The 24,482-nt window shown below is 49.8% G+C and carries 19 protein-coding genes; 13 read left to right on the top strand and 6 right to left on the bottom strand.

The window, feature by feature from the left end; genetic code table 11:
• Window positions 1–164 precede the first annotated feature (164 nt).
• From ACYVC2_RS30115 to ACYVC2_RS30065, 11 genes are all read left to right on the top strand, one after another.
• A complete protein-coding gene (locus ACYVC2_RS30115) occupies window positions 165–3,398 on the top strand; it encodes a SusC/RagA family TonB-linked outer membrane protein (RefSeq protein WP_461109007.1) in 3,234 nt (1,077 codons plus the stop codon).
• Window positions 3,399–3,429: 31 nt separating this feature from the next.
• A complete protein-coding gene (locus tag ACYVC2_RS30110) occupies window positions 3,430–4,992 on the top strand; it encodes a RagB/SusD family nutrient uptake outer membrane protein (RefSeq protein WP_461109005.1) in 1,563 nt (520 codons plus the stop codon).
• A gap of 333 nt (window positions 4,993–5,325) precedes the next feature.
• On the top strand, window positions 5,326–5,784 hold the full coding sequence (locus ACYVC2_RS30105) for a hypothetical protein (RefSeq protein WP_461109003.1): 459 nt from the start codon (window positions 5,326–5,328) through the stop codon (window positions 5,782–5,784).
• Window positions 5,785–6,242: 458 nt separating this feature from the next.
• Window positions 6,243–6,947, top strand: a complete 705-nt coding sequence (locus tag ACYVC2_RS30100) for a 3-keto-disaccharide hydrolase (protein WP_461109001.1) — start codon at window positions 6,243–6,245, stop codon at window positions 6,945–6,947.
• Between the two features lie 46 nt (window positions 6,948–6,993).
• Window positions 6,994–7,257, top strand: coding sequence for a hypothetical protein (locus ACYVC2_RS30095; protein WP_461108999.1), 264 nt, complete (start codon window positions 6,994–6,996; stop codon window positions 7,255–7,257).
• A gap of 80 nt (window positions 7,258–7,337) precedes the next feature.
• Window positions 7,338–8,021 carry an HAD family hydrolase gene (locus tag ACYVC2_RS30090; protein WP_461108997.1) on the top strand — a complete coding sequence of 228 codons (684 nt, stop codon included), beginning with the start codon at window positions 7,338–7,340 and terminating at the stop codon, window positions 8,019–8,021.
• 57 nt (window positions 8,022–8,078) lie between these two features.
• Complete coding sequence (locus ACYVC2_RS30085; RefSeq protein WP_461108995.1) at window positions 8,079–9,137, top strand: agmatine deiminase family protein; 1,059 nt, start codon at window positions 8,079–8,081, stop codon at window positions 9,135–9,137.
• Between the two features lie 37 nt (window positions 9,138–9,174).
• Window positions 9,175–9,954, top strand: coding sequence for a hypothetical protein (locus tag ACYVC2_RS30080; protein WP_461108993.1), 780 nt, complete (start codon window positions 9,175–9,177; stop codon window positions 9,952–9,954).
• A 106-nt stretch (window positions 9,955–10,060) separates the two neighbouring features.
• Window positions 10,061–12,412, top strand: coding sequence for a peptidylprolyl isomerase (locus ACYVC2_RS30075; RefSeq protein WP_461108991.1), 2,352 nt, complete (start codon window positions 10,061–10,063; stop codon window positions 12,410–12,412).
• A 132-nt stretch (window positions 12,413–12,544) separates the two neighbouring features.
• Window positions 12,545–13,921 carry a peptidylprolyl isomerase gene (locus ACYVC2_RS30070; protein WP_461108989.1) on the top strand — a complete coding sequence of 459 codons (1,377 nt, stop codon included), beginning with the start codon at window positions 12,545–12,547 and terminating at the stop codon, window positions 13,919–13,921.
• A gap of 84 nt (window positions 13,922–14,005) precedes the next feature.
• A complete protein-coding gene (locus ACYVC2_RS30065; RefSeq protein WP_461108987.1) occupies window positions 14,006–14,968 on the top strand; it encodes an AAA family ATPase in 963 nt (320 codons plus the stop codon).
• A 52-nt stretch (window positions 14,969–15,020) separates the two neighbouring features.
• Here the strand turns inward: ACYVC2_RS30065 and ACYVC2_RS30060 are convergent, their stop codons facing one another.
• From ACYVC2_RS30060 to ACYVC2_RS30050, 3 genes are read right to left on the bottom strand one after another with little or no spacing between them, the layout of a single operon-like run.
• Entirely contained in the window at window positions 15,021–15,203 is a 183-nt protein-coding gene (locus ACYVC2_RS30060) for a hypothetical protein (RefSeq protein ID WP_461108985.1), read from the bottom strand.
• A 58-nt stretch (window positions 15,204–15,261) separates the two neighbouring features.
• Window positions 15,262–16,251, bottom strand: coding sequence for an ABC transporter ATP-binding protein (locus ACYVC2_RS30055; protein ID WP_461108983.1), 990 nt, complete (start codon window positions 16,249–16,251; stop codon window positions 15,262–15,264).
• A gap of 60 nt (window positions 16,252–16,311) precedes the next feature.
• The gene (locus ACYVC2_RS30050) at window positions 16,312–17,934 is read right to left on the bottom strand and encodes an NADP-dependent glyceraldehyde-3-phosphate dehydrogenase (RefSeq protein ID WP_461109736.1); all 1,623 of its coding nucleotides are present in this window, start codon (window positions 17,932–17,934) and stop codon (window positions 16,312–16,314) included.
• Window positions 17,935–18,325: 391 nt separating this feature from the next.
• Between ACYVC2_RS30050 and ACYVC2_RS30045 the strand changes: the two genes are divergently transcribed.
• Entirely contained in the window at window positions 18,326–20,443 is a 2,118-nt protein-coding gene (locus ACYVC2_RS30045; RefSeq protein WP_461108981.1) for an aryl-sulfate sulfotransferase, read from the top strand.
• Window positions 20,444–20,499: 56 nt separating this feature from the next.
• Window positions 20,500–21,423 carry a hypothetical protein gene (locus tag ACYVC2_RS30040; protein WP_461108979.1) on the top strand — a complete coding sequence of 308 codons (924 nt, stop codon included), beginning with the start codon at window positions 20,500–20,502 and terminating at the stop codon, window positions 21,421–21,423.
• A gap of 79 nt (window positions 21,424–21,502) precedes the next feature.
• On the opposite strand, the gene ACYVC2_RS30035 is transcribed toward ACYVC2_RS30040, so the two are convergent.
• From ACYVC2_RS30035 to ACYVC2_RS30025, 3 genes are read right to left on the bottom strand one after another with little or no spacing between them, the layout of a single operon-like run.
• Complete coding sequence (locus ACYVC2_RS30035) at window positions 21,503–22,459, bottom strand: hypothetical protein (protein ID WP_461108977.1); 957 nt, start codon at window positions 22,457–22,459, stop codon at window positions 21,503–21,505.
• 8 nt (window positions 22,460–22,467) lie between these two features.
• Complete coding sequence (locus ACYVC2_RS30030) at window positions 22,468–23,451, bottom strand: GNAT family N-acetyltransferase (protein ID WP_461108975.1); 984 nt, start codon at window positions 23,449–23,451, stop codon at window positions 22,468–22,470.
• On the bottom strand, window positions 23,433–24,320 hold the full coding sequence (locus ACYVC2_RS30025) for a Ppx/GppA phosphatase family protein (RefSeq protein WP_461108973.1): 888 nt from the start codon (window positions 24,318–24,320) through the stop codon (window positions 23,433–23,435). The genes ACYVC2_RS30030 and ACYVC2_RS30025 overlap by 19 nt, the downstream gene beginning before the upstream one ends.
• Window positions 24,321–24,482 lie beyond the last annotated feature (162 nt).

Below are 24,482 nucleotides of genomic sequence, written 5' to 3'. Positions count from 1 at the left end.
CTTTTAACCTAGTTCTAATTCAATTTTAAAATTTTTTTAATAAAACTCGGTAAAACGTAAGTAGATATCCTCACCATCCTATTTCTAGCATAGGAATTTATACTTGCCATTTTAATTTCTGTCTGTTCAAACCTAAACTCTCGTTAAAGCGAGATGTAAAATTTATGGAAAAACTTCTTCCTCCACAGATGCTGTCGGGTAAGATTGTGAGGATGGCTCTCGGGCCCGGTCTTCTCTTCTTTGCCTGTAGCACCGCCCCTTACGCTGTCGAAGCTTCCAATGGCAATCTGGGAACTAGGCACATCGCCACCCGACTGGGCGTCGATCGGTCGCTGTCGGGTCGGGTTACCGATGAGAGCAACGCAGCTTTGCCTGGTGTGAGTGTCATTCTGAAGGGAACTCAACGGGGTACGGTTACGGATGCCGATGGTCGGTATCGGATCGATGTTCCGGAAGGAAATGCAGTACTGGTGTTTTCGTTTGTCGGTTATTTATCGCAGGAAGTGCGGGTTGGAAGCCAGACGTCGCTGGATGTCAACCTGAAAGCCGACAGCAAAGTGCTGGATGAAATCGTCGTTATCGGGTACGGTACCACGAAAAAATCGGACTTGACGGGCGCCGTTGCAGGTGTTAAAGAAGCCCAACTGATGGAGCGTCCGGCACCGTCGCTGAACCAGGCCCTTTCGGGTCGGATGCCTGGCGTGCAGGTAAACACGAACTCGGGCCGTCCCGGTGGCCGGACTACGATCCGGATTCGTGGTTTCAGCTCGATCAACTCCTCGAACAACCCCCTGTATGTGGTCGATGGGGTTATGCTTCCTCAGAGTACCGGGGATCAGTTCAGCAACCCAATTGACTACATCAACCCTAGTGACATTGTCTCCGTCGAAGTGTTGAAAGATGCTTCCTCGACCGCTATTTACGGAGCGCGGGGCGCTAACGGGGTTATTCTGGTGCAAACCCGGAAAGGAAAAGCCGGTGAAGGACGCGTTACGTATGATGGTCAGTTCAGCGTGAATACCATTGGCCCTAACCGGCCTCAGGTACTGAACGCCAAAGAATACCTGGCAACCGAAGATCTGGCGTATGCCAATATGGCAAAATATGATCCCGTCGGCTGGGCCGCCGGTAAATGGACGTTTTTGGATCCAAAAGTTAGACGGACGGCCTTTAGTGCCGCTCACCCAGGTGTTTTCGATGCCAACCTCAATCCGTTATATGACACCGACTGGTTCAAAGAATCTTCACAGAACAAGCTTTCCCAAAATCACCAGTTAGGATTCAGTGGTGGTAGCGAGCGTACGCAGTATGCGCTATCTGTCGGCTATCGGGACGATGAAGGGCTAATCAAAACGTCTTATCTGAAACGGTTTTCGGGCCGGTTTACGATTGACGATCAGGTAAAGAAATGGTTGAAAATCGGCGGTACGCTTAGTTACAATAACCAGACTGAAAACCTCGTCGATATCAACGATGCGGTAGCCCGGCAAATTGTCGAAGATTTTCCGTTCCTGCCTGTGAAATATGCGGATGGCAAATATGCTGAAAACCGGGATTATCCGTCGGCTGAAGGTACAATGAGTTCGGTGCACCGACTGATGGATCGTAAATATATCCAGAATACGCAAACAACCATCGGGAGCCTGTATACCAATATTACCTTTGCTAAAGGCCTGGAAATGAAGACGGTTGTTGGCGCTAATGTTCAGACGCAGGAGATCGACCAGTCTCAGACCCGCACACTGGATATCGGTGCTAATGGTACGGCATCGGCCAATAATAACCGCACTACGTTCTGGTCGCTGGAAAACTATCTGACCTATAATAAGCAAATCAACGAGAAGAATGCCATTACGGCTCTGGTGGGTATTTCGTGGCAGGCAACCGATCGTTTTGGCATTGGTGCCAGTGTTCGGAATTTTGCAACGGATTATTTTACCTTCAACAACTTAGGTGCTGGTAGTACACAACCGACTGTAAGCTCGTTTGCTGACCGGAGTGCATTTAACTCTTACTTCGGGCGTATCAACTATAACCTGATGGATAAATACCTGGTGACCTTTACGGGTCGGGCCGATGGTTCGTCTAAGTTCGGGGAAAACCACAAATTTGCATTCTTCCCATCGGCCGCCCTGGCCTGGCGTGTTTCGGAAGAAAACTTCCTGAAAGGTAATCCGGTAATTTCTAACCTGAAACTACGCACGAGCTATGGCCTGACGGGTAACTCTGAAATTCCGCCTTACTCATCTTTATCGCTGCTCAGTTCGAACTATGCTACGATTTACAACGAGGCCAGAACGGGTGGAACGGGTATCAGCCGTTTAGCAAACCCGGATCTTCGCTGGGAGAAAACTGCCCAGACCGATGTGGGTCTGGAAGTAGGATTATTCAAAGGCCGTCTTACGCTGGAAGCCGATTATTATTACCGGCTTACTACCGATATGCTGCTGGATGCACCAGTACCGCGTACCAGCGGATACGCAACCATCCGTCGGAATGTGGGTTCGATGGAGAACCGGGGCTTTGAGTTTGGGATAAACTCGGTCAACATCGATCGGGGCGGATTTACCTGGAACAGCACCTTCAACATCTCGTTTAACCGCAACAAAGTGCTCTCGCTGGCGACACCCTCCGATATTTTCGGCGTAGGTGGTCCTAACTTTATTAACCAGACCAACATCATCCGGATCGGCGAGCCCGTTGGCTCGTTCTGGGGACTGACCCGCTTAGGTACCTGGAGTGAAGCTGAGCGCGAAGAAGCTGCTAAATTTACCAGCTATCGGAATGGGTTGACGATTCTGCCTGGTGACCTTAAATATCTGGATGTGAATGGTGACAAAGCCATTACGGACGCTGACCGGAGCATCATCGGGAACGGTAGCCCAAAATTCTGGGGCGCCTTCACGAACACCTGGAAATACAGGAGCGTCGATTTGACTCTCGAACTTCAGTTTTCGGGTGGTAACGACGTCATGATGATGAATTTCCACCCCAGCGAAGACCGGGTTGCCATTGCCAATAGCTATAAAAGCGTCCTGAATGCCTGGACACCAACAAACCAGAACACACCGATCGCTGAAATACGCGAAACGCGGGCAGGCTACGTAACCAACGTTGATAGCCACTGGATTTATGATGGTTCCTTCCTGCGGGGCAAAAACCTGTTGCTGGGCTATACATTCCCGGCAGAGCTAACCAATAAAATCAAATTGAACCGGCTGAGAGTGTATGCATCGGCGCAGAATTTCTTCCTGAAGGTATCCGATAAAATTATCGGTGATCCGGAAGTGACGCCAACCAACCAGGGTAACGACAGCAGCGCCTTCTCGCAAGGTGAAATCTGGCACAACTACCCAAAGCCAACGACTTACATGGTCGGTTTACAAATTGGTTTATAATCTAGTCAACCGTATTCAAAAGAAATTCACAATGAAGCATATAGTAGCAAAACAAGTAGGCAAGGTGTTGCTCGGCGGAGCGATGCTGCTTGGTCCTATTGGTTGTAAGGATTTTCTGGTAGAGAAGGCGCCCTCGAACCTGACACCCGATAATTTCTATACGATTCCTGACCATGCCGAAGCCGCTCTGGCCGCTGTTTATGACAACCTCCGGTTTATGGGCGATGGTTCCGGTATCTTTTCGTCGAACTGGCAAATGCTTGAAGCCCCTACGGGTACGTCGACGACAGAAACAGCTCAGAACTCTGATTTGAATAACCTGTATGGGTTAGTATATGATGGCAACACCCAGCACATCGTTAACTATTGGAATGGCTGGTATCGCGTTGTGGCTCAGGCAAATCAGGCGCTTGACAAAATACCTGGCATTACTCCGATGGATGCCGCTTTGAAAACGAAAATTCTGGGTGAAACGCGATTCCTGCGGGCGACGGCTTATTTCAATATCGTTCGCCTTTGGGGAGATGCTCCGCTGATTGTTAAACCACAGTCGGCCACTTCAGAGGATTTTTATCCGAAACGGTCATCTCAGGAAGACATTTATAAGCTAATTATCGAAGACCTGACGGCTGCCGAAGCGGCTGGTTTGGCCTGGATGGATGTTAGTGGTCGCGCCAATCTGGCCGCCGTAAAAGCGCAACTGGCCCGTGTGTACCTGACTATGGCTGGACAACCTCTGAACAAAGGCGCAGCGTATTATAAGTTGGCCGCTGACAAAGCGTTTGAAATCATTACGTATGCGAATGCCAATCCGACGACGATCAACTTGTTTACGACCTACGAGGATGTGCACAAGGAAAGCACCAAAAACCGCGTCGAGCATTTGTTTATGCTTCAGTACAATACGCTGGTAGCGGGCAATCCAATGGACAATATGTACCCGAACTTTAAGCCCGTTACCTATAACGGTCCGTCGGGTACAGGCAGCACAGTGCCTACCCTGGCTTTTTACAACTCTTACGAAAAAGGGGATTTACGGGCTAAAGATCAGGGGTATTTCTATACCACCTATTTCACCAACGGTAACGGCGCTCCGTTCGATCTGGGTGGCCCCTACATTTTCAAGCACTTCAACCGGACAGCCAATGGTACGTCGGGTGTGGCTGGGTCCCGTCTCAATAACCTGAACGTACCGCAAATACGGTATGCAGAAGTATTGTTAATGTATGCCGAAGCCCAGAATGAGTTAGGTGCACCAACGCAGGCTGCTTACGACGCTTTCAAACGCATTCGGGACCGGGCGGGTCTGACCACCCCCGCATTGAGTTCGTACACACAGGCTAGTTTCCGGGAGGCCGTCTGGCGGGAGCGGTGGCATGAGCTGTGCTATGAGCAGATCACCTGGTTCGACATGGTTCGTTTGCGGAAAGTTTATAACGAATCCACCAACGGATTCGATAACTTCGTAGGGCACGTCAACCCAAGCTCGAAGCAGGCTTTGCAGGAGAAACACCTGTTGTTCCCGATCGGGAAACAGGAACTGCTGAACAACCCTAACCTGCGTCCGCAGAACCCAGGGTATCCAGGCGTTTAATAAGTGTAGTTTTAACAAAAAGGCCCTTACCATTCTGAATGGTAAGGGCCTTTTTGTTGATAGAGTTTTGTATGTCAGGAATTTGCCGGGCTAGCGGACAGTGCCGTTGACGTATTTTTGCCAGACGGTTTGTGTGTATTCGATAAAAAGATTTAGAAATTCGACATAGGCTGTTTTACAACTCAATCGTCTTTTCTTCCTCATCCAGCAGTGGCTTGTGCGCTTTGTCGTTTGTCTTCGTGTTAGGAGGAGAATAGGCTCGTAATCATTCAGGAGTCGTACACTTATAGGGGTAGTTTCGTTAAACTTTGTATATATCATCAATAAATAGCTATGAAGAAATACTTGATTTTAATTCCAATTGTTGGATTCTTATTTTTAGCTCATTACAGCTTTGGACAAAATGAAATCAATGAGGCAATTGAGCTACTCAATGAATTAGATGATGTACAGATTTATGCTGATCATAATTTAATTAATGATTGGACTGGCGTTAGGAAAGATATAAAGCTTAGAGAGTTTTCTTTTTCTTTTGACACATCATCTATTAGTGTAAAAAAGTATTATGCCAAACTTATGATTAGTGAAGCAAAGGTTACTTTGTTTCGCTATAATAAATTCACAGCTTTTACTATATGGCAACCTGGAGGAGTTGAGCCGATGAATGTTTTTCACTCAATGGCTCAGCCTGGGGATCGCTATGAATTGCAAGTTTTCCTTGTTGCTCAAAATAAATCGGGTGAAAAAGTCCCACTAAAAAACAAGTTTATTTATAATTTACCATTGTATTGAAAAATGGAAAGACGGAAGTTTTTTGTAGACTTTTCGCGCCCGTCTACCATTAATTATGTTGACTTTTTAGCCTCATAGTATGTGCCTTGTCGGGCTGAAACGTCTGACTCTAAGAAGTTGAGTGAAGAGTATTACGTCCAAAGACATAAACTTTATTTATATTTCGACAATTGCTGACATTCCTCTGAAAGACAATGTATTCTTATCTTGCCCGCCGGTTTGAAGACAACATACAGTAAAAAGCTATCCTTTAAATCCGGCATGAGTGCTTCTGCCGAAATTGTCACTGAAGACAGCCGCCTGCTCGAGAAATTAGTTTATCAACTTCGCAAAGTGACAAGTGCCCAATAGCTTACCCTGACAATTCCTATACCCCTGTTTACTTCAGCCTAACGACCGGCAACGATGAGAAAATCGTGTCGGTCGTTATCTTTATGATGAAAATCCGATTAAAACCGATGAAAACCTGGCTACTGTTCCTATTCGCCTTAATCCTGACTTATCCGCTAGCAGCACAGACGGCACCGCCCGTGTCTCCCCCGAAAGGTCACCCGAATCCAAGTGGACCCGGCTGGAAGTCGTTGTTCGGCTCCGATCTGTCCGAAGCGTCTTACCCGAAAGGCGTCTGGAGCGTAGACGATGGCGGGGTGCTGACGGCTACAGAAGATAAAGCGATCTGGTCAGCTGTTCCGTACGATGATTTTATCCTGGATTTACTCTTCAAAACGGCCGATGGAACCAACAGTGGCGTGGTTGTTCATGCCAGCGATACCGCTAATTGGATTCCGAACTCGGTAGAAATTCAGATTGCCGACGATTATGCTCCGAAATGGGCTGAATCGCCCAAAAACTGGCAGTGTGGCGCTTTTTTTGGGCATCAGGCACCGATTAAACAACGAGTCGTAAAAAAAACGGATGAGTGGAACCGCTATACCATCACCTGCCAGGGGAAAATTATTTACGTCGTTCTGAACAACGAACTGATCAATACCATCGACCTGGCTAAATTTACGTCCACTAAAACCAATCCCGATGGTTCCGAAGTGCCGGCCTGGCTTAGCAAACCACCCGCTGACCTACCACTGCATGGATACATCGGTTTGCAGGGAAAACACGCCGGTGCCCCTATTTACTACCGAAATATCAAGATCAAGACATTATAGATACTGGCCGAACCCAAATACGGGTGGCTGATGTTGTCAGGGTGTTATGCAAACTGAACTCCATACCCGGCACGATCGCGTCTTACCCGAACTCCGTTTTTCGCTGAGCTTATTGTACGTCGGTCGATTTCTTCTGGGTATGCAGTCTCCTTCGCTGACGACTACCGAAGGCATAGAGACGTTGGATGAGTATATCGAGGAGGTGACCGACGAGTTGGCCGCTACCGAGCTGCTTCACGAAGCGGCTATTCTGGCGGGGGATACCTTGCTGGAAATTCCGCCTGTAATCCCCCCCAGCAAACCGATATAAGCGGCAATCTGCTTTCTTTGTATCGTTTACGCTAATCTGATGGGAGCCGCAAGGAATTGCGGCTCTGTATTTTACTGCTTATGCAAGATACACATTCTGCTACCCCCTCGTGGGCAGCTCTGTTCGATATGGACGGGGTTTTAGTCGACAATACCGATTTTCATGTTAATGCCTGGCTGCAATTTGCGCAGAAGCACGACCGACCGCTGACGAAAGAGCAATACGTGGAGAACATCAACGGTCACGTCTCGGCAGATGCGATGGCGTACGTGTTTCAGCGACCTGTTTCGCCCGGCGAACTGATTGTGCTGACCGAAGAAAAGGAAGCCATTTACCGGGAGCTATACCGGTCCCACCTTGCACCCGCTCCGGGTTTGCTGGCTTTTCTGGACGCCCTGAAAGCACAGCACGTACGGCTGGCCGTGGGGACGTCAGCTCCGGAAAGCAACGTGCATTTTACGCTCGACGGCCTGCCATTACGCCCTTATTTCGACGCCATTGTGGACGCCAGCATGATTCACCGCGGTAAGCCTGATCCGGAAATTTACCTGACGGCGGCTGAACGGGTAGGCATTGAACCAGCGAAGTGTGTGGTGTTCGAAGATGCGTTTGCCGGAATCGAAGCGGGTCTTCGGGCGGGCATGAAGGTGGTTGCGCTGGCTACCACCCACACACGCGAGGAATTGGCCGGTATGGGCGTATCACTTATTGTAGCTGACTTCACGGAACTGACGGTGGAGAAGGTCCGGTCGCTGATCCAGTAAGATTCCCTTCGTTGCCGTACCTTTGTGCCCAATACGTTGTCAACCCTGAAAACATCCATGTCGTTTATTCCCGCCCGCGAGGGCTTTTTCTTTCCTGCCGAGTGGCATCCACACGTAGCAACCTGGCTTAGCTGGCCACATACCGAGGCTTCCTGGACAGCTGAACGGCAGGAACTGATGTTTCCGGCTTATATAGACTTTATCAAAGCGATCAGCGAGAGTGAGCACGTTTGCATCAACGCACACAATGAGATCGTGATGCAGGCAGCAAAACTGCGGTTGCTGGCTGCGGGTACTGATATGAGCCGGATTACGCTGCTGCCCCATCCCACAAACGATTCCTGGTGCCGCGATCACGGACCCGCATTTCTGATCAATCCGGCGAAAAAAGAGCGCATGATCGTCAATTGGGGCTATAATGCGTGGGGAGGCAAATACCCGCCCTATGATCGGGATGACCTGATTCCGGTCGAAATTGCCAATTATCGACAATTACCGTACGTAACGCCGGCAGCATCCACTGGGGGAATCATCATGGAAGGCGGTTCGGTTGAGTTCAACGGTGCCGGAACGGTGCTGACCAGCCGGGCCTGTCTGTTGAACCAAAACCGCAATGCGCACCTGACTCAGGCCGACATCGAGCAGTATCTGTGTGATTATTATGGGGTTCAGCAGGTACTCTGGGTCGAGGAGGGAATCGTTGGCGACGACACCGACGGCCATATTGATGACACCGTCCGGTTCGTTAGCGAAGACACCGTCGTAGCTGCTTATGAGCCGGATAAGAATGACGCGAACTATCCGTTCTTGCAGGAAATTCACCACGAGCTGAAGGCCATGCGGCTACTGAATGGGAAACAATTGACCATCGTAGAACTGCCCATGCCCGACCCGGTTGTAAGTGACGGACTGCGGCTGCCCGCTTCGTACGCGAATTTCCTGATTACGAACGGTGCCGTTATCGTCCCAACGTTTCGTTGCGTGAAAGACCAGCCCGCCCTGGATATCATCGGTTCGTGCTTTCCGGACCGTAAAGTCATTGGCATCGATTCGACGGATATAGTTTGGGGGTTGGGCAGTTTTCATTGCCTGAGCCAGCAGGAACCGGCGGTCTGAACCGCAGCGGCAACCCGACAGGATTTAACTGATTCGTATGAATGACCATGATAGGCAGCGACTAAAGAGTCGTATGCTGTTCCGCAGGGGGAAACATAGGTTTTGTCAGCTACTGGCTTTGTGGCTGGTGCTAACGGGATGTGCCCGGCAACCGGCGCTAGTGGCGGAACTAGTGCCCCGTTCGTTGATGGCTGAAAACCTGGAAGAAACCATTAGCGGCCGTGATGAAGTCATGCTCGCGTATACACTGACGAGCTATGACGCCCAGAACAAACCGGTTGGGGTTGTAAATGGCGGCTGGGGAGTCGAACCGGTGAAAAAAGGTCAAAAACTGGACCTTCAAATCCCCGATAGCCAGCCATCTGAACGGAATGTCGCCGGGACGACTGTGGCTAAACCGATTCAACTGCCGATACCCAAAAACGGAAAAATCGTGGCCTCGCTGGTGCTGATCGAAGTCGACGATTACAGTCAGGCGAAGCAAACCCTGGCCAAAATTCAGAAGGTTCATAATATCGTAGCCGTGCCGGTTGGGTTGTTGCTGACGGCCACCGAAGTGCTGACGCCCCTGAAATACGTGTCGGCGGGGTTAGTCGCTTCGGGAATCGGACTGCAACTGGCCGATAAATTCGACACGGACGATCTGCTGGGACAAAGCAGTGTGGAGCTATACGAAGCGGCCTTACGGCAGAAAAAGCAACGCTTTATTCAGGTCCCCGCCGTATTTAGTGGTAAAAACATGCAGGATGCTTTCCTGTATCATCTGACTTATGACGTTCTGTTAAAAACATTCTCTGTACGACCTGGCCGCCAATAACTCCCCTGATCGATCGTTCCTTATGGCAAAGACACCAGGTCGGAAACGAATGTTTTTGCTACCGATGCTGTTTCATGTTTACGTTAAAATCACCATTTCAGACGCTATGCGCCAACTCCTAGGTGGACTCTTGCTGGCAACGGTCCTATGGGCCTGCAAAACGGCCGCGCCGGTTGTTCAGCAAACGCCCCCACAGCCCATTATCCTGACACTGGGTACGAAAGATTTCTCGACCGACGATTTTTTTCAGTCATTTACCAAAAATCAGCTTTCTTCCGATTCGTCCCAGCGAACCGATGTAAAAGAGTATTTCGATCTGTACACGAACCTGAAATTGAAAGTACTAGCGGCCGAAGCCGAAGGGCGCGACACGACGGAAGCGTTTCGGGAGGAAATGAAAACGTATCGGAAACAACTGGCGCAGTCGTACCTGACCGATAAAGTCCTGATCGAATCGCTGGCGGCCGAAGCGTACCAGCGGATGCAGGAAGAAGTCAATGCCTCACACATACTGATCCCGGTAGCCGAGGATGCGTTGCCCGCCGATACATTAGCCGCTTACCAGACCGCGCAATCCCTGCGCAAACTGGCTCTCAATGGCGAAGATTTCGCTAAGCTGGCTCAGGAGCACTCGAAAGATGTGACCACGGCCCAGACAGGAGGAAATCTGGGTTACATCAGCGCTTTCAGCATCGTCTATCCGCTGGAGACAGCCGCTTACACAACCCCGATCGGTGGTGTTTCGCAACCGGTTCGAACCCGGTTCGGCTATCATCTGGTCAAAGTGAACACCCGACGGCCCAGCCGGGGGCGGGTCCGCGTTGCACACATCATGGTGCGCATGAGCCCAGGAGCCGACGACGCTGGTCAGAAAGCCGCCAAATCCCGGATCGACGCGGCTTATGCACGTCTGCAGAAAGGAGAATCGTTTGAGGCCGTCTGCCGCGACGTATCGGACGACGCGACATCCCGAGGGAACGGGGGCGTCCTTCCTACTTTTCAGCCAGGCAGCTGGGTACCTGCTTTTGAAGATGCCGCTTTCTCGCTGACCAAACCCGGTGAGTACTCGAAACCGGTACGCACTAACTATGGCTGGCACATCATTAAACTCATCGAGCGCAAAGAACTGGAGTCGTATACGACTATGGCGGCCTCACTGCGCCAGCGGGTAACGACCGATACGCGGGCCGAAGTGCTCCGGCTGGCTACCATCCAGCGACTCCAGAAAGAATACGCCGTGCGCGAAGACAGGGCGATGCTGGAAAGTGCGCTGGCTACCGCCGACAGTAGCTTACTGCGCGGTCAATGGAAGTATACCGAGCCGCTCAATCCGACGCTGCAAAACAAGCCCATCGTTACGATCGCCAGTCGACCCTATACGGTCAACCAGTTCTTCGACTATGTCCGTCAGCGGCAACAGCCTCCGCGTAATCCAGGCATGACGTCCGCATCCGCAGCTATGGGTACAATGAGTACGGGAGCGCCAAAAGTGGTGATGCAGCGGTTGTTCGACCGATTCGTCGGCGATCAGTTGATTAACATGGAAGAATCAAATCTGGATAAAAAATCGCCCGAGTTTCGGGCGTTGCTGAGCGAAATTCGCGACGGGGTGTTGCTCTCGCAGATGATGGAGCAAAACGTCTGGGAGCGGTCGATGATCGACTCCACAGGCCAGCGGCAGTATTTCGAGCAGCACAAAGCGAGCTACCAGTTTCCCGATCGGGCCGTTGCTACCCTGATCGTCGCTCAGCACGACAGCCTGCTGAAACAGGCGACAGCCCTGCTGGCGGGCCGGCCACCGTATCAGCTTCGCCGGTCGGCACCCGCGTTGAGCTTTGTCAAAAACCAAACGGCTCTGACACCCGCGCTGAGCGAAAGCTTATTCGATGTGCTGGTAGTCATGATGCGTAATCCGGGTTACGTAGTGGAAGTTAGTAGTTCGCACGACCCGACGGAGCGGGATTCTGTTTCGGCCGGACGCATTCGGTCCGTGGTGCGGTACTTACAAAAAAATGGCGTTTCCCTCAGCCGAATCATGGAAAAAGATTACCAGGGAGCACGGCCGGGGGCGAACAGAGAGGCCCAGCGAAACGTAACGTTTCAGTACTTCAGCACGGCGAAAGACGACGTAGCCAAAGTTATCAATAGTCGACATCCGCTGCCTTCGGGCGAGCCGGCCATTGTGATTACGGAAGGTGTGTTTGCCAAAGGAAGCAATGCTTATCTGGATAGCGTTAACCCCTGGCAAGCAGGCACATCGACATTCCGGCGAGACAATAAAGCCGTTGCCGTGATCATCGAGCGGATCGAACCCGCCCGGCCAAAAACGTTCGCCGAAGCCCGCGGATCGGTCATTAACGATTATCAGGGAATGCTCGAAAAGCAGTGGCTGGCACAGCTTCGGCAAAAGTATCCGGTAAAAGTCAACGAAGAAGAAATCAGACGACTAGCCAAGTAAGATTGGCCGGCAAGCGCACTTTGGAAGACAGGGGAATCGTTTTTTCAATGATCGTAAGCCATTTGCCTAATTAACCCTCTTAAAAATGCTTAAAACCCAGACCGCTAGCCGTTCTGTGCGTATATTTATAACATGAAAAAAGTAATTAGCAATGTGCTCGCTGTTTTGGTCGGCTGCTTCCTGGCTGCGCCAACGTTTGGACAGGGGCAGGGCATTAGCCTGAACAAAATAATCGCGAAGGTCGATAATTACTACGTACTTCGGTCCGATCTGGAAGAAGCGTACCAGTCGTACGTAGGGCAGAATCAGACCCCCCCACAAAAATGCCAGCTACTGGAGAGCCTGGTCATCAACAAAATGATGCTGGCTAAAGCGGAGATCGACTCGGTGGTCGTAGAGGAGAAGCTGGTCGATAACGAACTCGATCAGCGGATGCAGTACATGGCGCAGCAGTTCGGTTCGGAGAAAAACATCATCGAAGCGTATGGCAAGAGCCTGGAAATGCTCAAGAGTGAACTTCGGCAGCAGGTGAAAGACCAGAAAATCGTTCAGAAAATGCAAAGCAAAATAACGAACGACGTGAAGGTAACGCCCCGCGATGTGCGTAAATTCTTCGATGCCATTCCGAAAGATAGCCTGCCCTACATGCCCGCTGAAGTGGAAGTGGGGCAAATTGTACGCTTTGCCAAACCCACGAAAGAGCAGAAAGAAGCCTTACGTCAGCGCCTGCAGGACCTGAAAAAGCGGATTGAGAATGGCGAAGATTTTGCCAAGCTGGCCAAAGAAAATTCCGAGGACGTCGGGTCGGCGGAGAAAGGGGGTGACCTGGGTTTTGCCAAACGAGGCATGATGGTGGCACCATTCGAAGGAGCTGCGCTGAAGCTGAAACCCAACGAATTGTCGGACGTTGTGGAGTCGGATTTTGGATTGCACCTGATTCAGCTCATCGAAACCCGGGGGGCCGAATACCACGCCCGGCACATTTTGCTGCGACCCGATTACAACCGACTGGATCTGACGGGACCGACAAAATACCTGGATAGCCTCCGGAATCTGATTCAAATCGATTCGCTGAAGTTCGACAAAGCCGCCAAGGATTATTCCGAAGATAAGAATACCGCCGACGCCGGAGGATTGCTGCGTGATGCGCAGTCGGGGGGCAGCCGGATGGCGATGGACGGAACGATGGAGTACGCCCTGTTTCAGATGCTCGATACTATGCAGGTCGGTTCTGTTTCAAAACCGCTGCCGTATCGGACCGAAGACGGAAAAAGCGCCATGCGTATCTTGTATTTCAAGAGCAAACAGGCACCCCACACGGCCGATTTCAGCAAGGATTTCGAAAAGCTGCAGACGATCGTGCAGCAAAATAAGAAGAATCGTGCTATCGACGACTGGTTCCGAAAATCGGTGGCCGACGTCTACATTACCGTTGACCCTGAATTTCATAATTGTCGTATATTCGGCACGACTCAAAACAGCGCTGCTACGCTTGGCAGTAATGAATGAAGAATGAAGAGTGAAGAGTTTTGAATAGTTTGCTTTTCACTCCTATTCTACATTCATCATTCTTCATTTTTAATTAAAGAAACTGTGCCTTACTCATCGGATGTCGCGGCTGCAGAAGCCCTTACCAATTCCTATCAAAAGTTAAAAAATGAAATCGCCAAAGTAGTGATCGGCCAGGATGAAACCGTCCGATTGCTGCTAACGGCCATCTTCTGCCAGGGCCACTGCCTGTTGGTGGGGGTACCGGGATTGGCCAAGACATTGCTGATTCAAACTATCGCCAGTGCCCTGGACCTCGATTTCAATCGGATTCAGTTTACCCCCGACCTGATGCCGTCGGATATTCTCGGCTCGGAAACCCTCGATCAGGAGCGGAATTTCAAATTCATCAAAGGCCCCGTTTTTGCCAATATTATCCTGGCCGACGAGATCAACCGGACCCCGCCCAAAACGCAGTCGGCCCTGCTGGAAGCAATGCAGGAATACGCCGTTACGATTGCTGGGCAGAAGTATAACCTGGGCCGCCCATTCTTCGTGCTGGCTACGCAAAACCCCATTGAGCAGGAGGGTACCTACCCATTGCCCGAAGCGCAGCTGGACCGGTTCATGTTCAACATTTACCTCGATTATCCATCTTATCAGTCAGAGCTGGATATCGTGAAGAATACCACGTCCGACAATCGCTACGATGTTAAGCGGGTGATTACGGGAGAAGAGATTCGGGATTTTCAGCAGTTGGTACGGCGGGTGCCGGTTGTCGACAATGTGGTCGAATATGCCGTCAAACTCGTGCACAAAACCCGACCCAACACCGATATGGCGGCACCAGATGCCAATCAATACCTGGAGTGGGGAGCAGGGCCCCGGGCCTCGCAGGCGCTGATTCTGGCCGCTAAGTGCAATGCCCTGTTGACAGGAAAATATTCGCCCGATATTGAAGATGTCAGAGCGGTAGCGATGCCCATTCTGCGCCACCGTGTCGTTCGGAATTTTAAGGCGGAAGCCGAAGGGATTTCGGTTGAGCAACTCATCAAGCGGTTGCTGTGATGATCAGTCGATAGCTATCGGCAACTGGTAGCTATCGACTGATCATGGCTTTTTATTCTTCGTTGTCATCCCGGTTGGTTAAACCAAGATAGTCGCTGTCTCCTTCTCCCATGCCCGTCGATTTATCGTCGACGCCCGTCGGTTTTACATTCTCCGTTTTTTCGCCGACTAAAAAGTCGCCCGTTCCATTTGGTTCATCCTGGCCGGGATCTTCTGGTTTATCGTTGACATTCATCTTGTATCGTTGATTGGTTACTGAAACAACCGACGCGATTCCGAATGGTTATGGAAAGTTAGTTTTTCAATCGTCGGATGGCACTTTCATCCAGGGTTACGCTTACTCGTTGCTCCGGCCAAATGTCTGTGCGGGTGGTCAGGAAACGTAGCGAGAGATACCGTGCGACGTCCAGATCGATTTCGTAGTGGCTCCCCTTAAAATAAACAGCACGCACTACACCTGATATACCAGTATCGCTCCACTGAATCTGCTCCGGACGCAGACAAAGCAGTTCGTCGGGCTGATACGCATCAGCCAGGCCGAAGACGGCTAGTTGCTTCGCTTTGAAAAGATTGACGGGGCCGGTCATACGGGCGGCATAGGCCGTGCGTGGGTATCGGTATACCTCTACGGGGTTTCCTTCCTGGATCAGTTTTCCGTCGCACAAAATGCCCAGCGTATCGGCAATGGAAAGAGCGTCTGTAGCATCATGTGTTACAAAAAGGCAGGACGTCTGCTCGTGGCGGACCAGGTCGAACAGCAGATCCCGTACGATAAGTCGATTGGGTAAATCGAGATGGCTGAACGGTTCATCGAGCAGCAACACCGCGGGTTTGTCGGCAATAGCGCGGGCAATGGCAGTGCGCTGTTTTTCTCCGCCCGACACCTGCCGCGGGATTCGGTCCTGAACGTGGGTTAAGCGGCAGAGCTTTAACAATTCATCGACGCGAAATTCCCGGTAAGCTTTCTCAAAAAAACGGAGCGCGTAAGCGATGTTTTCCCGCACCGACACATTGGGCATCAACTGGTATTCCTGATGCACCAGCCGAATGTCGTCGTGACCCGGAACCAGTACCTCCGATGGGCCCGGCAGGCGTTTATTATTGAGCCGTATCTCACCCGCATCAGCGTCGGCCAGCCCTGCCAGCAAATGGAGCAGGGTACTTTTTCCCGAACCACTGGCGCCAACCAGTGCCATAATCCGGCCTGACTCCAGCGTCAGCGACACATTCCGGACGGCGGCCACGTCGGTGTAGGATTTAGAAACTTTGCTAGCGCTGAGCATAGGCATAACGCGGTCCATCCCAGTCGACGTTTCTTTGAGGACCGGGATAGACCGCGTTAGTTAAAAGATAAAATTGGTACTGAGGAATTCGGATTTATGATGCCCCACGATATCGTTGAGAATTTGCTTATTGGCAAGAGTATCTTTGGTGGCCACCGCCGACCGGATCGAGAACGACCGCAGCGCATCTTCTACGGAAAGGGTTCCCTCCGCCGAGTCTTTACGTCCTGTAAACGGAAAAGTATCTGGTCCGCGTTGGCATTGTGCATTGATATTGACCCGGCTCACCAGATTGACCAACGGATCGATTAATCGGGATATGGCATCGGTGTCGGTACCAAAAATACTGGCCTGCATACCGTGGTCGTCTGTAATAAGGTAGTCGATGAACTCTTCGACATCGTCGTAAGCCACTACCGGAATGACCGGACCAAACTGCTCTTCGCGGTAAAGCTTCATGCCTTCCTTAACCGGATAAACGACCGCCGGTTTAAATAGCGAGCCGGCTACACTGCCCCCGCCTTCGTTGATAACCGTAGCTCCGCCGGATTCGGCATCACGAATGCAATCGGTCAGGTAATCGGGCTTGCCGGGTTCGGGTAAGGGGGTAATCTGCACCCCGCTGCCCCAGGGCATCCCTGGTTTCAGCTTGCTGACTTCCGGGCCGAACTTGCTCAGAAACGAATCAGCTACGGATCGGTGAACCCAAATGATTTTAATGGCTGTGCAGCGCTGGCCGTTGAACGACAGCGTACCCAACAGGCATTCTTTGACGGCCACATCCAGATCGGCGTCGGGCAGGATGATGGCCGCGTTCTTAGCATCGAGACTCATGATCGACCGGAGCCGGTTTAGTTTCGGGTGCTGACGCTGCAACTGGTCTGCCACGCGGCTGGAACCGATCAGGGTCAGCACATTAACTTTCCCCGACTGCATGACCGGCGGAATGACATCGGCTCCGCGCCCGTAGAGCGAATTGACAACGCCCTTCGGAAAACTGGTTCGAAACGCTTCCAGGAGCGGGTAGTGCAGCAGTGAGCCATGTTTGGGTGTCTTGAAGAGAATCGTGTTCCCCATCAGAATGGCCGGAATAAGCGTAGTGTAAGTTTCGTTGAGTGGGTAGTTGAACGGACCCATCGCCAGAACGACGCCCAGCGGTGATCGCCGAATTTGACCAATAATTCCTTCTTCAATCCGGAACCGGGACGAATTCCGGTCCATAGTCTTTAGTGTATCGATGGTGTCGTAGATATAGGTTACGGTCCGGTCGAACTCTTTGGTAGCGTCGGCGAGGTTTTTGCCAATTTCCCACATGATCAGATTCACGACCAGTTTTTTCTGCTCGATCATCTTGCCTACAAAGGTTTCCATACAGCCGATGCGGTCCGCAACGGCCATCTGGGGCCATTCACCCCGGCCATTGTTATAAGCTATATAAGCGGCTTCGAGTGCTTCGAGCGCCTGCTGAGGGCCAGTTACGGGAAAACTACCCACCAACTGACGCTGTAGCACCCCCTGCTGATCGGGAATACATACGGGCGAATAAACTTCAGAAACAGGGCCATCCCAGGATTTCATTTCACCATTTAGCAGGTATTCACGCTGGTGGATGGGTTCGATTCGGTATTCGGCTGGAATCTGGTCTTCAGCTGGAAACAGCTGGGTAAGTTGCGGATCGTTCATCAGGAGGAAATCAGCTGGTAAAAACGAGGCAAACGTCGCCATTCATCCGGCAAAATCCAATCCACTTACGAACAAAAATGTCGTTTACAAGCGCATCGACTAATTAAATCAAGGGTAAACAGCAGTCAGGTGAAACAGGCGCACAGGGTTTCACTTAGGTTGATGGCACCAAAAGGACACTCAGCAAGGCATATCTGTTTTATTGCATTTACTAGCGTAGGTAAGTTTTTGGGAAAACTCTTATTATCAAACATGTATGATCATAAGAAATAATGAATATTACATCTATATGTGAAAACAGTGACTACTAGTATTTATATTATAAAAAATTATCTTTAATTGCAGGAAATTATCTATTAAGTGGTATAAGTTAAACGCTTTGTTCTGATTTATGAAAAAACGAATCTTTATCTTTTTCTGCTTGCTTCCGGCTACTATAATTAGCCAGGCCCAGACCAAGTATAAGAGCGGTAACGCATCAAGAAAAGCGGATGCAGCGGCTCACGTAGCGCCCACCAAGCGATCTTCCCCCCCAGAGCGCACTTCTCTGAGGAAAGCAGCGGTACCTGATCTGGCGCCTACCATCCTGATGAATGATCTGAATTTTAGCACAGCATCGGTGGGCGTTACACGTGATTTCTCGGTCATGATCAATGAAATCAATAGTGTTGCAACCAATGGAGTTATCAGCTTTAAGGTTTTCAAGCCATCCGCCTTTATGATCACTTATTCTACCTCGAGTGGAAATGCGGATGTATATCCTGGTATGGCTACTACCAACGGTGAGTGGGATTTTCTGGAGACAGATCACTACATTAGTGTTACGAGTAAGGCAGGGACGGCTATAAGCGCCAGGAGCCGTAAAGTGGTCGGCTTTCGTATTGCTCGCAGAGCGGATATTCCTGAGAATACACAGCAAAATGTTACGGTTTCTATAGCCGCTAATTCAGGTGGAGAAGGGGAGGCATCCAATAACATTACTGGCTTCAAAGTGAATGCTACGAATGTGGTTTCTCCCTTACTGTTCTCAATTTCGGCAGACTCCATAAAATTAGACCCTTATGGATATGCTCCTTTATCTGCCCTGGTCAACTTTTCGGTATCTGCGTTAGGAAAAACGTACATCCGTGTGCGTGGAAAGCATGGTAAGATCACCAATGTCGAACATACATTCAATGATATCGGTCTGCAGCATTCTATACCACTAATTGGTCTGTACGCAAACTATGCAAACACGGTAGACGTGCGTATAGTCAGTGCAGGGGGTGATACGTTGGCTAAGAGTTCTATTACCATTCAGACCGCTCCTTTGTCAAGCGGTATTCCCTTGCCGACATCAATTGTAGCAGCTCCCTTTGACGAAGCTAATGTTGCACCGGGGTTAATTCTGGTGAGCAGCTTTAGTAATATAGGCACAGGAAAGCCATCAAGCCCTTATTTTCTGGATAATTATGGCGATATCAGATGGATACTGGATTTTCGAAACCATCCTCAGTTAAATACACTAAGTTATGACGATGGCATTAGTCGTTTGAGAAACGGTAACTTCTACTTTGGTAGTACGACAACGCCAATGATATATGAAGTTGATCTACTTGGTAAATTGATCAACAACTGGGGATTATCTGGCTATGTATTTCACCATGAAGTTCACGAAAAGCCTAACGGAAACTTTCTGCTAAATGCTACTAAACCGGGTAGCACCTACAAAGATGGGGTAAGTCCGACTGTTGAAGATTTTGTTATTGAAATTGATCGCCAAAATGGTAATCTTCTAACCGTTTGGGATTTGAAAGAATCACTTGATGAAACCCGGTATAGTGTTACGCAAGATGTTATTCAACAAGCCAATGACTGGTTTCACGGGAATGCGGTTATGTATGATTCTACCGATAATACGATTGTCGTATCGGGTCGGTCGCAGGGGATAGTAAAATTAGATTATAATAACAATGTTAAATGGATTCTGGCTGCTCATAAAGGCTGGACCACAAATCGCAGAGGAGAGGATTTAACACAATTTTTATTAAAGCCTCTTGACGCTAATGGAAATCTAATTTCCGATGCAGGAATCATCGATGGTACGACAATTGCCCCTGATTTCGAATGGAACTGGTATCAGCATAACATAAGTCATTTACCTAATGGTGATTGGATGATGTTCGATAATGGTACGGTTCGGGAGTTTAATCCATCAGTTACGTCAAAATATAGCCGAGTAGTGAGATATAAAATTGACTCTGGAAACAAAACTGTTCAGCAAATATGGACGTACGGAAAAGATCGGGGGGCGGATACCTATTCTGCAATTGTTAGTAGTGCACAATTTTTACCCACTGCTAACCATGTTGTATTTAGTCCGGGTTATCAAGTTCCAAATACGAATGGTCAAGGCGGAAAAATTGTAGAGATCGATTATGCTACTAAACAGGTTGTGTCGGAGATAAGTATTTCGTCGGCTAATCTATGGGGCTTTCACCGGGCGAGAAAAATAAGTGCTTATCCCTGAGTAAACTAAACCTAATCTCTGTTTAGGCTTGAATTGTCAATCCAATCAAAAACAGCATGAAAAATTTTCACATTCTCCATATATATTTATCGGTTGGGTTAGGATGTCTACTGGCAATGACCACCGCTAAGGCACAAGATGTCTCAATAAATGTCCTGAGTACACCGGCAACATTACCGCTTTATGGAACCAGTAGTATCCAGGTTGATATCTGCAACACAGACCCTGGTAACGTTACTGCCCCTGTTGGTAAACTCAATCCTCAGATCTCGGTCGGTTCAAACGTAACCATTCTAGGTGTAACCACTTTAGACGGTAGCCCACTGACCGACTTTACGATCCTAGCTAATAGTGGTAAGACAATGACCTTATCGAATGCCGTTGCCTTATCGAATTCGAACTGTAGTTCATTTCTTATAACAGTTCAGGGCGATATTCTCGATACACCCGGTAATGCAGGAATCGTTACGGCTACGTTGGGTTTCCAGGGAGCCGTAACGGCGGGTAATCAGGACTTCAACGATAATAGCACTACATCAATTGTAGTTGCCGCTCCTAAGACGGATTTAACGGCAGCGATCTTTGCCAGACCTTCTACGGTAAATGGGGTTGCTCCTGTCAGCGTAGTGGTGGATGTATTTGAATTGAATTCGGTAGCGACGAACGGTACTATTACTATCAAGATCTCGCGCGACTCCAAGCTTAATCTAAGCTTTAATCCAGCCGAAATTTCAATAGGAGGGCGCCCTGTTCAGAATAGCTTATGGGACTTCGATAGCTCACAGCCTAGCTACTACGTTTTAACCTCTAAGCAACCAATGGCGGCTGGGGGACAAATGTCGATTGGTCTGAATGGGACGCTCAATCCAGGTGCTACTGTAGGAATAATGACTATAAGTTCTATCGTTGTTGGTGATCAGGGTGAGCAGGAATTGACCAACAATGCAGTGGTTAACAAAGTCGAGTATTTTAATCAATAAGTCAGCCAATTTTTGATTCTTCGAAAGAAAGCCAGACGACTTCGGTTATCTGGCTTTCTTTTATTCAATTCGTTCTGCCTTACTTGTTCGTCGGCTGGTCAATTGGCTGACTGATTACAACCCGTTCGAGGGCATCGATGTAGCTTTTGCTGCTGGCATTCAGAACCCGAACTTTCCGATAATCGGCGTAGTTGCGCAGAATTTCGTAACCACGAAATACTTTATGCAAGGATAGAAACTGACTCGCCATTGTGAAGGTCTGCGTACGGTGCGCATCACTGTAAACGGGCATGAACGCCACGTCTTTTGGTTTATCGTAAAAGTGTACCTGCTTAATTTCCAGTTGATTCGTGTCGCTGACGCGAATTTGTTCGTGCCAGGACGTGTCGGCACCAAATAAAAAAATCTCATCGAACCGGCGATTGATCATCAGAAACAAAGCCGTTACGATAACCGTCTGCGCCTGTGGCATACCCAGGTTCGCTTTGTACAGCCAATAACAGAACCACCTGAACCCTCGCACGACGGTCGGATTGAAGTAAATAAGTTCGACACGTGAATTACCCGCTTCGATCTGCCGAATAAAATAAGATCCTTTGGCAAAGCTCGGAACGAACAGGCGCATCGGCCAGTCGACCTGGGTAATCATCGCTTTTAGAATTTGATGCAGGTCTTCGCGCCCGGTCGTTGCGTCGTGAAACGTAAACGCGTTTGGATCGGCCAGAATATAATTGGCCGGACGAAGCCGTGTAAAATAATCGGTGATCGCAAATCCATTGACGCATATCAGTTCGGTTTCCTGCAGGAAGTCGAGGTGGTTGGCCAGCGAATCGTTCAGCGAAGGGCCGTTTCCAAGTACCGAACAGCGGGCTTTTTCCCGAGCCGGTAATTGAACCTGCCACCGCGACCGGATCAGCACTTTGGCCAGCGACAAGACCGATGCAATCAGGTTGGAAAAGAAAGCTGCAATAGCGTTAAAGAGCGTTTCGAGCATGGAAATACGAACGATTGATCCGGCAAAATTACGCAAAAACATGGGGCTTATCACCTCCGGAAACGCTTCTCGAAAACCAGTTTGGGAGATTCCTGCGCGCCTACATTTCGTTTGAACCGCATCAGGCCAGGCTTCGGCTGACCATTTTCATCGAGCGCTGTTCCTAAATCGAGCAACTGAATCCGGTGCTGCTGACAATAAACAAACAAGCCATCGAGCAGCATGACCATCGGGCTGAAACGCTGGTAATCGGGGTGAGTAGCTGGCAGGAATGTATACAGGATATCTTGCCGCACCCGTATGGCTATCGTCAAGGCGGCTAACCGGGACCCATCCCAAACGCTAAAGACTAAAAAGTGCTCTGAAAATCGCCTTAACAAATCTGTTAGGTAATCTGGATGGATAGTTAGCGGATATCCCTGAAATTGCCGTGTTTCTCCAATGAAATTCACAACGGTCGCAACAGCAGGTAATGGCCCATGAGCTACCTGGAACCCTGCTTTTCGACATTTGCGCAGTCGCCGGCGCTCGGCAGGTACGACGACTGCCTCGAAGGAAATGTCTGTGATCGGTAGAAAAAACGTTGGGTTTGTCCCGACGAGCTGGAATCCCCGCTCGGATAATTTCACCGATAGTCGGGCTACTTGTTCGGGCGCGTAGCACTGTGGGTAATTCACGAGCCGAAGGCTGCTGACACGCCCGCTTGTCTGGACCGTTTCGATCAGCGTATTCAGGAACTGATCCAGCACCGCATCGGGCAGGGCTCCTGTAAATTCAATGGAACCGAAGGGAGCTGCCATTGGGCTGACGACTTTGTCGGAATCGGCAAAAAAACTACACCGTGCTTCGGCCAGGCCCGTATGGGTATTCAGGGCGGTGAGCACATAAAACGGCCCCGACGATTGCTGCTGAACGTGTTCAGGTTCGTTGAAGAAAAAGCCAGGCTGGCAAAAGGTTGGAACAACAGACGGCGAAGGCCTGTATTGGCACAAAAGGCTATAACCTGTTATGGTCGTCAGAACGGAGGTTTGCAACGCTTTAGCTGGCTGTAAACGAGCTGGATAATGCCATCTTTTAGGCCCAGGTCAGGAACCACGATGGTCGTTGCGCCGGCCCACTTCATTACGGAGATGTAGATGTCGGCGGCCGGTACGATCACGTCAGCCCGGTCGGCATTCAGGCGAAGTTTGTTGATTCGGTCTTCCTGACTAAAGCTGGCAATGTAATTACGGATCCGCTCGATTTCTGACCGGGTCGTTTCGGTCTCCGACGTTTTCGAGGCTAAGTTGAACAGTTTGCTGATGTTGCCCCCCGTACCGACCGCCGTAATGCCCTGCGAGGCATCGACATGATCTTCGACCCAGTCTTCAATTTTTCGCCAGGCTCCCTTCGTTTCTTTGCCTTCCAGCAACCGGACCGAACCAATCTTGAAAGATTTGGAGGCTATTTTCTGCCGATTGACATACATATTTAGCTCGGTGCTGCCTCCGCCCACATCGATGTGCAGGTATTGGCGGTCGTCCAGCGCCTGGACGACCACATTATTGATCAGCTCGGCTTCTTTCTGACCGTCGATGATGTGAATTTTTATTCCCGTTGAGGCTTCGATTCGTTTAGCGATGTCATGACCATTGGATGATTCACGCATGGCCGAGGTCGCACAAGCCATGTACCCTTCGATCTCATGCAGTTCCATCAGGAGTTTATAGGCCTGCATGAGCTTGGTCGTACGGGCTTCACTCTCAGTAGTTAAGGCTCCGAAATTAAACACATCGTGGCCGAGCCGGAGCGGAAAACGAACGTATTCGACACGCTTGAAACTAACGATATCATCGTTGTGCAAGACCGTCGAAATTTGCAGCCGCGCTGCGTTAGAACCGATATCAATAGCTGCCAGTTTCACAGGAAGACAAATAACAATGGCTGAAAAACGGCCAAAGATAGTTTATTTTCATAGCGCATGACCTAGCCTGGTTAAGGACCCTTAGTAGACCAGTAGCTAAGTCATAGTCCGCACCGTTCTATGTTTGCCAGAAAAAACCGTTACTTTTGACCCTGTTTGTCA

It is taken from the genome of Spirosoma koreense, from assembly GCF_054777875.1.
The sequence above is the reverse complement of the archived record's forward strand: the minus strand, read 5'-3'. Positions and strand labels throughout refer to the sequence as shown.

Coding starts and splice junctions, on each gene's coding strand:
- ACYVC2_RS30115 (WP_461109007.1), top strand. CDS start 165: ATGGAAAAACTTCTTCCTCCACAGATGCTGTCGGGTAAGATTGTGAGG.
- ACYVC2_RS30110 (WP_461109005.1), top strand. CDS start 3,430: ATGAAGCATATAGTAGCAAAACAAGTAGGCAAGGTGTTGCTCGGCGGA.
- ACYVC2_RS30105 (WP_461109003.1), top strand. CDS start 5,326: ATGAAGAAATACTTGATTTTAATTCCAATTGTTGGATTCTTATTTTTA.
- ACYVC2_RS30100 (WP_461109001.1), top strand. CDS start 6,243: ATGAAAACCTGGCTACTGTTCCTATTCGCCTTAATCCTGACTTATCCG.
- ACYVC2_RS30095 (WP_461108999.1), top strand. CDS start 6,994: ATGCAAACTGAACTCCATACCCGGCACGATCGCGTCTTACCCGAACTC.
- ACYVC2_RS30090 (WP_461108997.1), top strand. CDS start 7,338: ATGCAAGATACACATTCTGCTACCCCCTCGTGGGCAGCTCTGTTCGAT.
- ACYVC2_RS30085 (WP_461108995.1), top strand. CDS start 8,079: ATGTCGTTTATTCCCGCCCGCGAGGGCTTTTTCTTTCCTGCCGAGTGG.
- ACYVC2_RS30080 (WP_461108993.1), top strand. CDS start 9,175: ATGAATGACCATGATAGGCAGCGACTAAAGAGTCGTATGCTGTTCCGC.
- ACYVC2_RS30075 (WP_461108991.1), top strand. CDS start 10,061: ATGCGCCAACTCCTAGGTGGACTCTTGCTGGCAACGGTCCTATGGGCC.
- ACYVC2_RS30070 (WP_461108989.1), top strand. CDS start 12,545: ATGAAAAAAGTAATTAGCAATGTGCTCGCTGTTTTGGTCGGCTGCTTC.
- ACYVC2_RS30060 (WP_461108985.1), bottom strand. CDS start 15,203: ATGAATGTCAACGATAAACCAGAAGATCCCGGCCAGGATGAACCAAAT.
- ACYVC2_RS30055 (WP_461108983.1), bottom strand. CDS start 16,251: ATGCTCAGCGCTAGCAAAGTTTCTAAATCCTACACCGACGTGGCCGCC.
- ACYVC2_RS30050 (WP_461109736.1), bottom strand. CDS start 17,934: ATGAACGATCCGCAACTTACCCAGCTGTTTCCAGCTGAAGACCAGATT.
- ACYVC2_RS30045 (WP_461108981.1), top strand. CDS start 18,326: ATGAAAAAACGAATCTTTATCTTTTTCTGCTTGCTTCCGGCTACTATA.
- ACYVC2_RS30040 (WP_461108979.1), top strand. CDS start 20,500: ATGAAAAATTTTCACATTCTCCATATATATTTATCGGTTGGGTTAGGA.
- ACYVC2_RS30035 (WP_461108977.1), bottom strand. CDS start 22,459: ATGTTTTTGCGTAATTTTGCCGGATCAATCGTTCGTATTTCCATGCTC.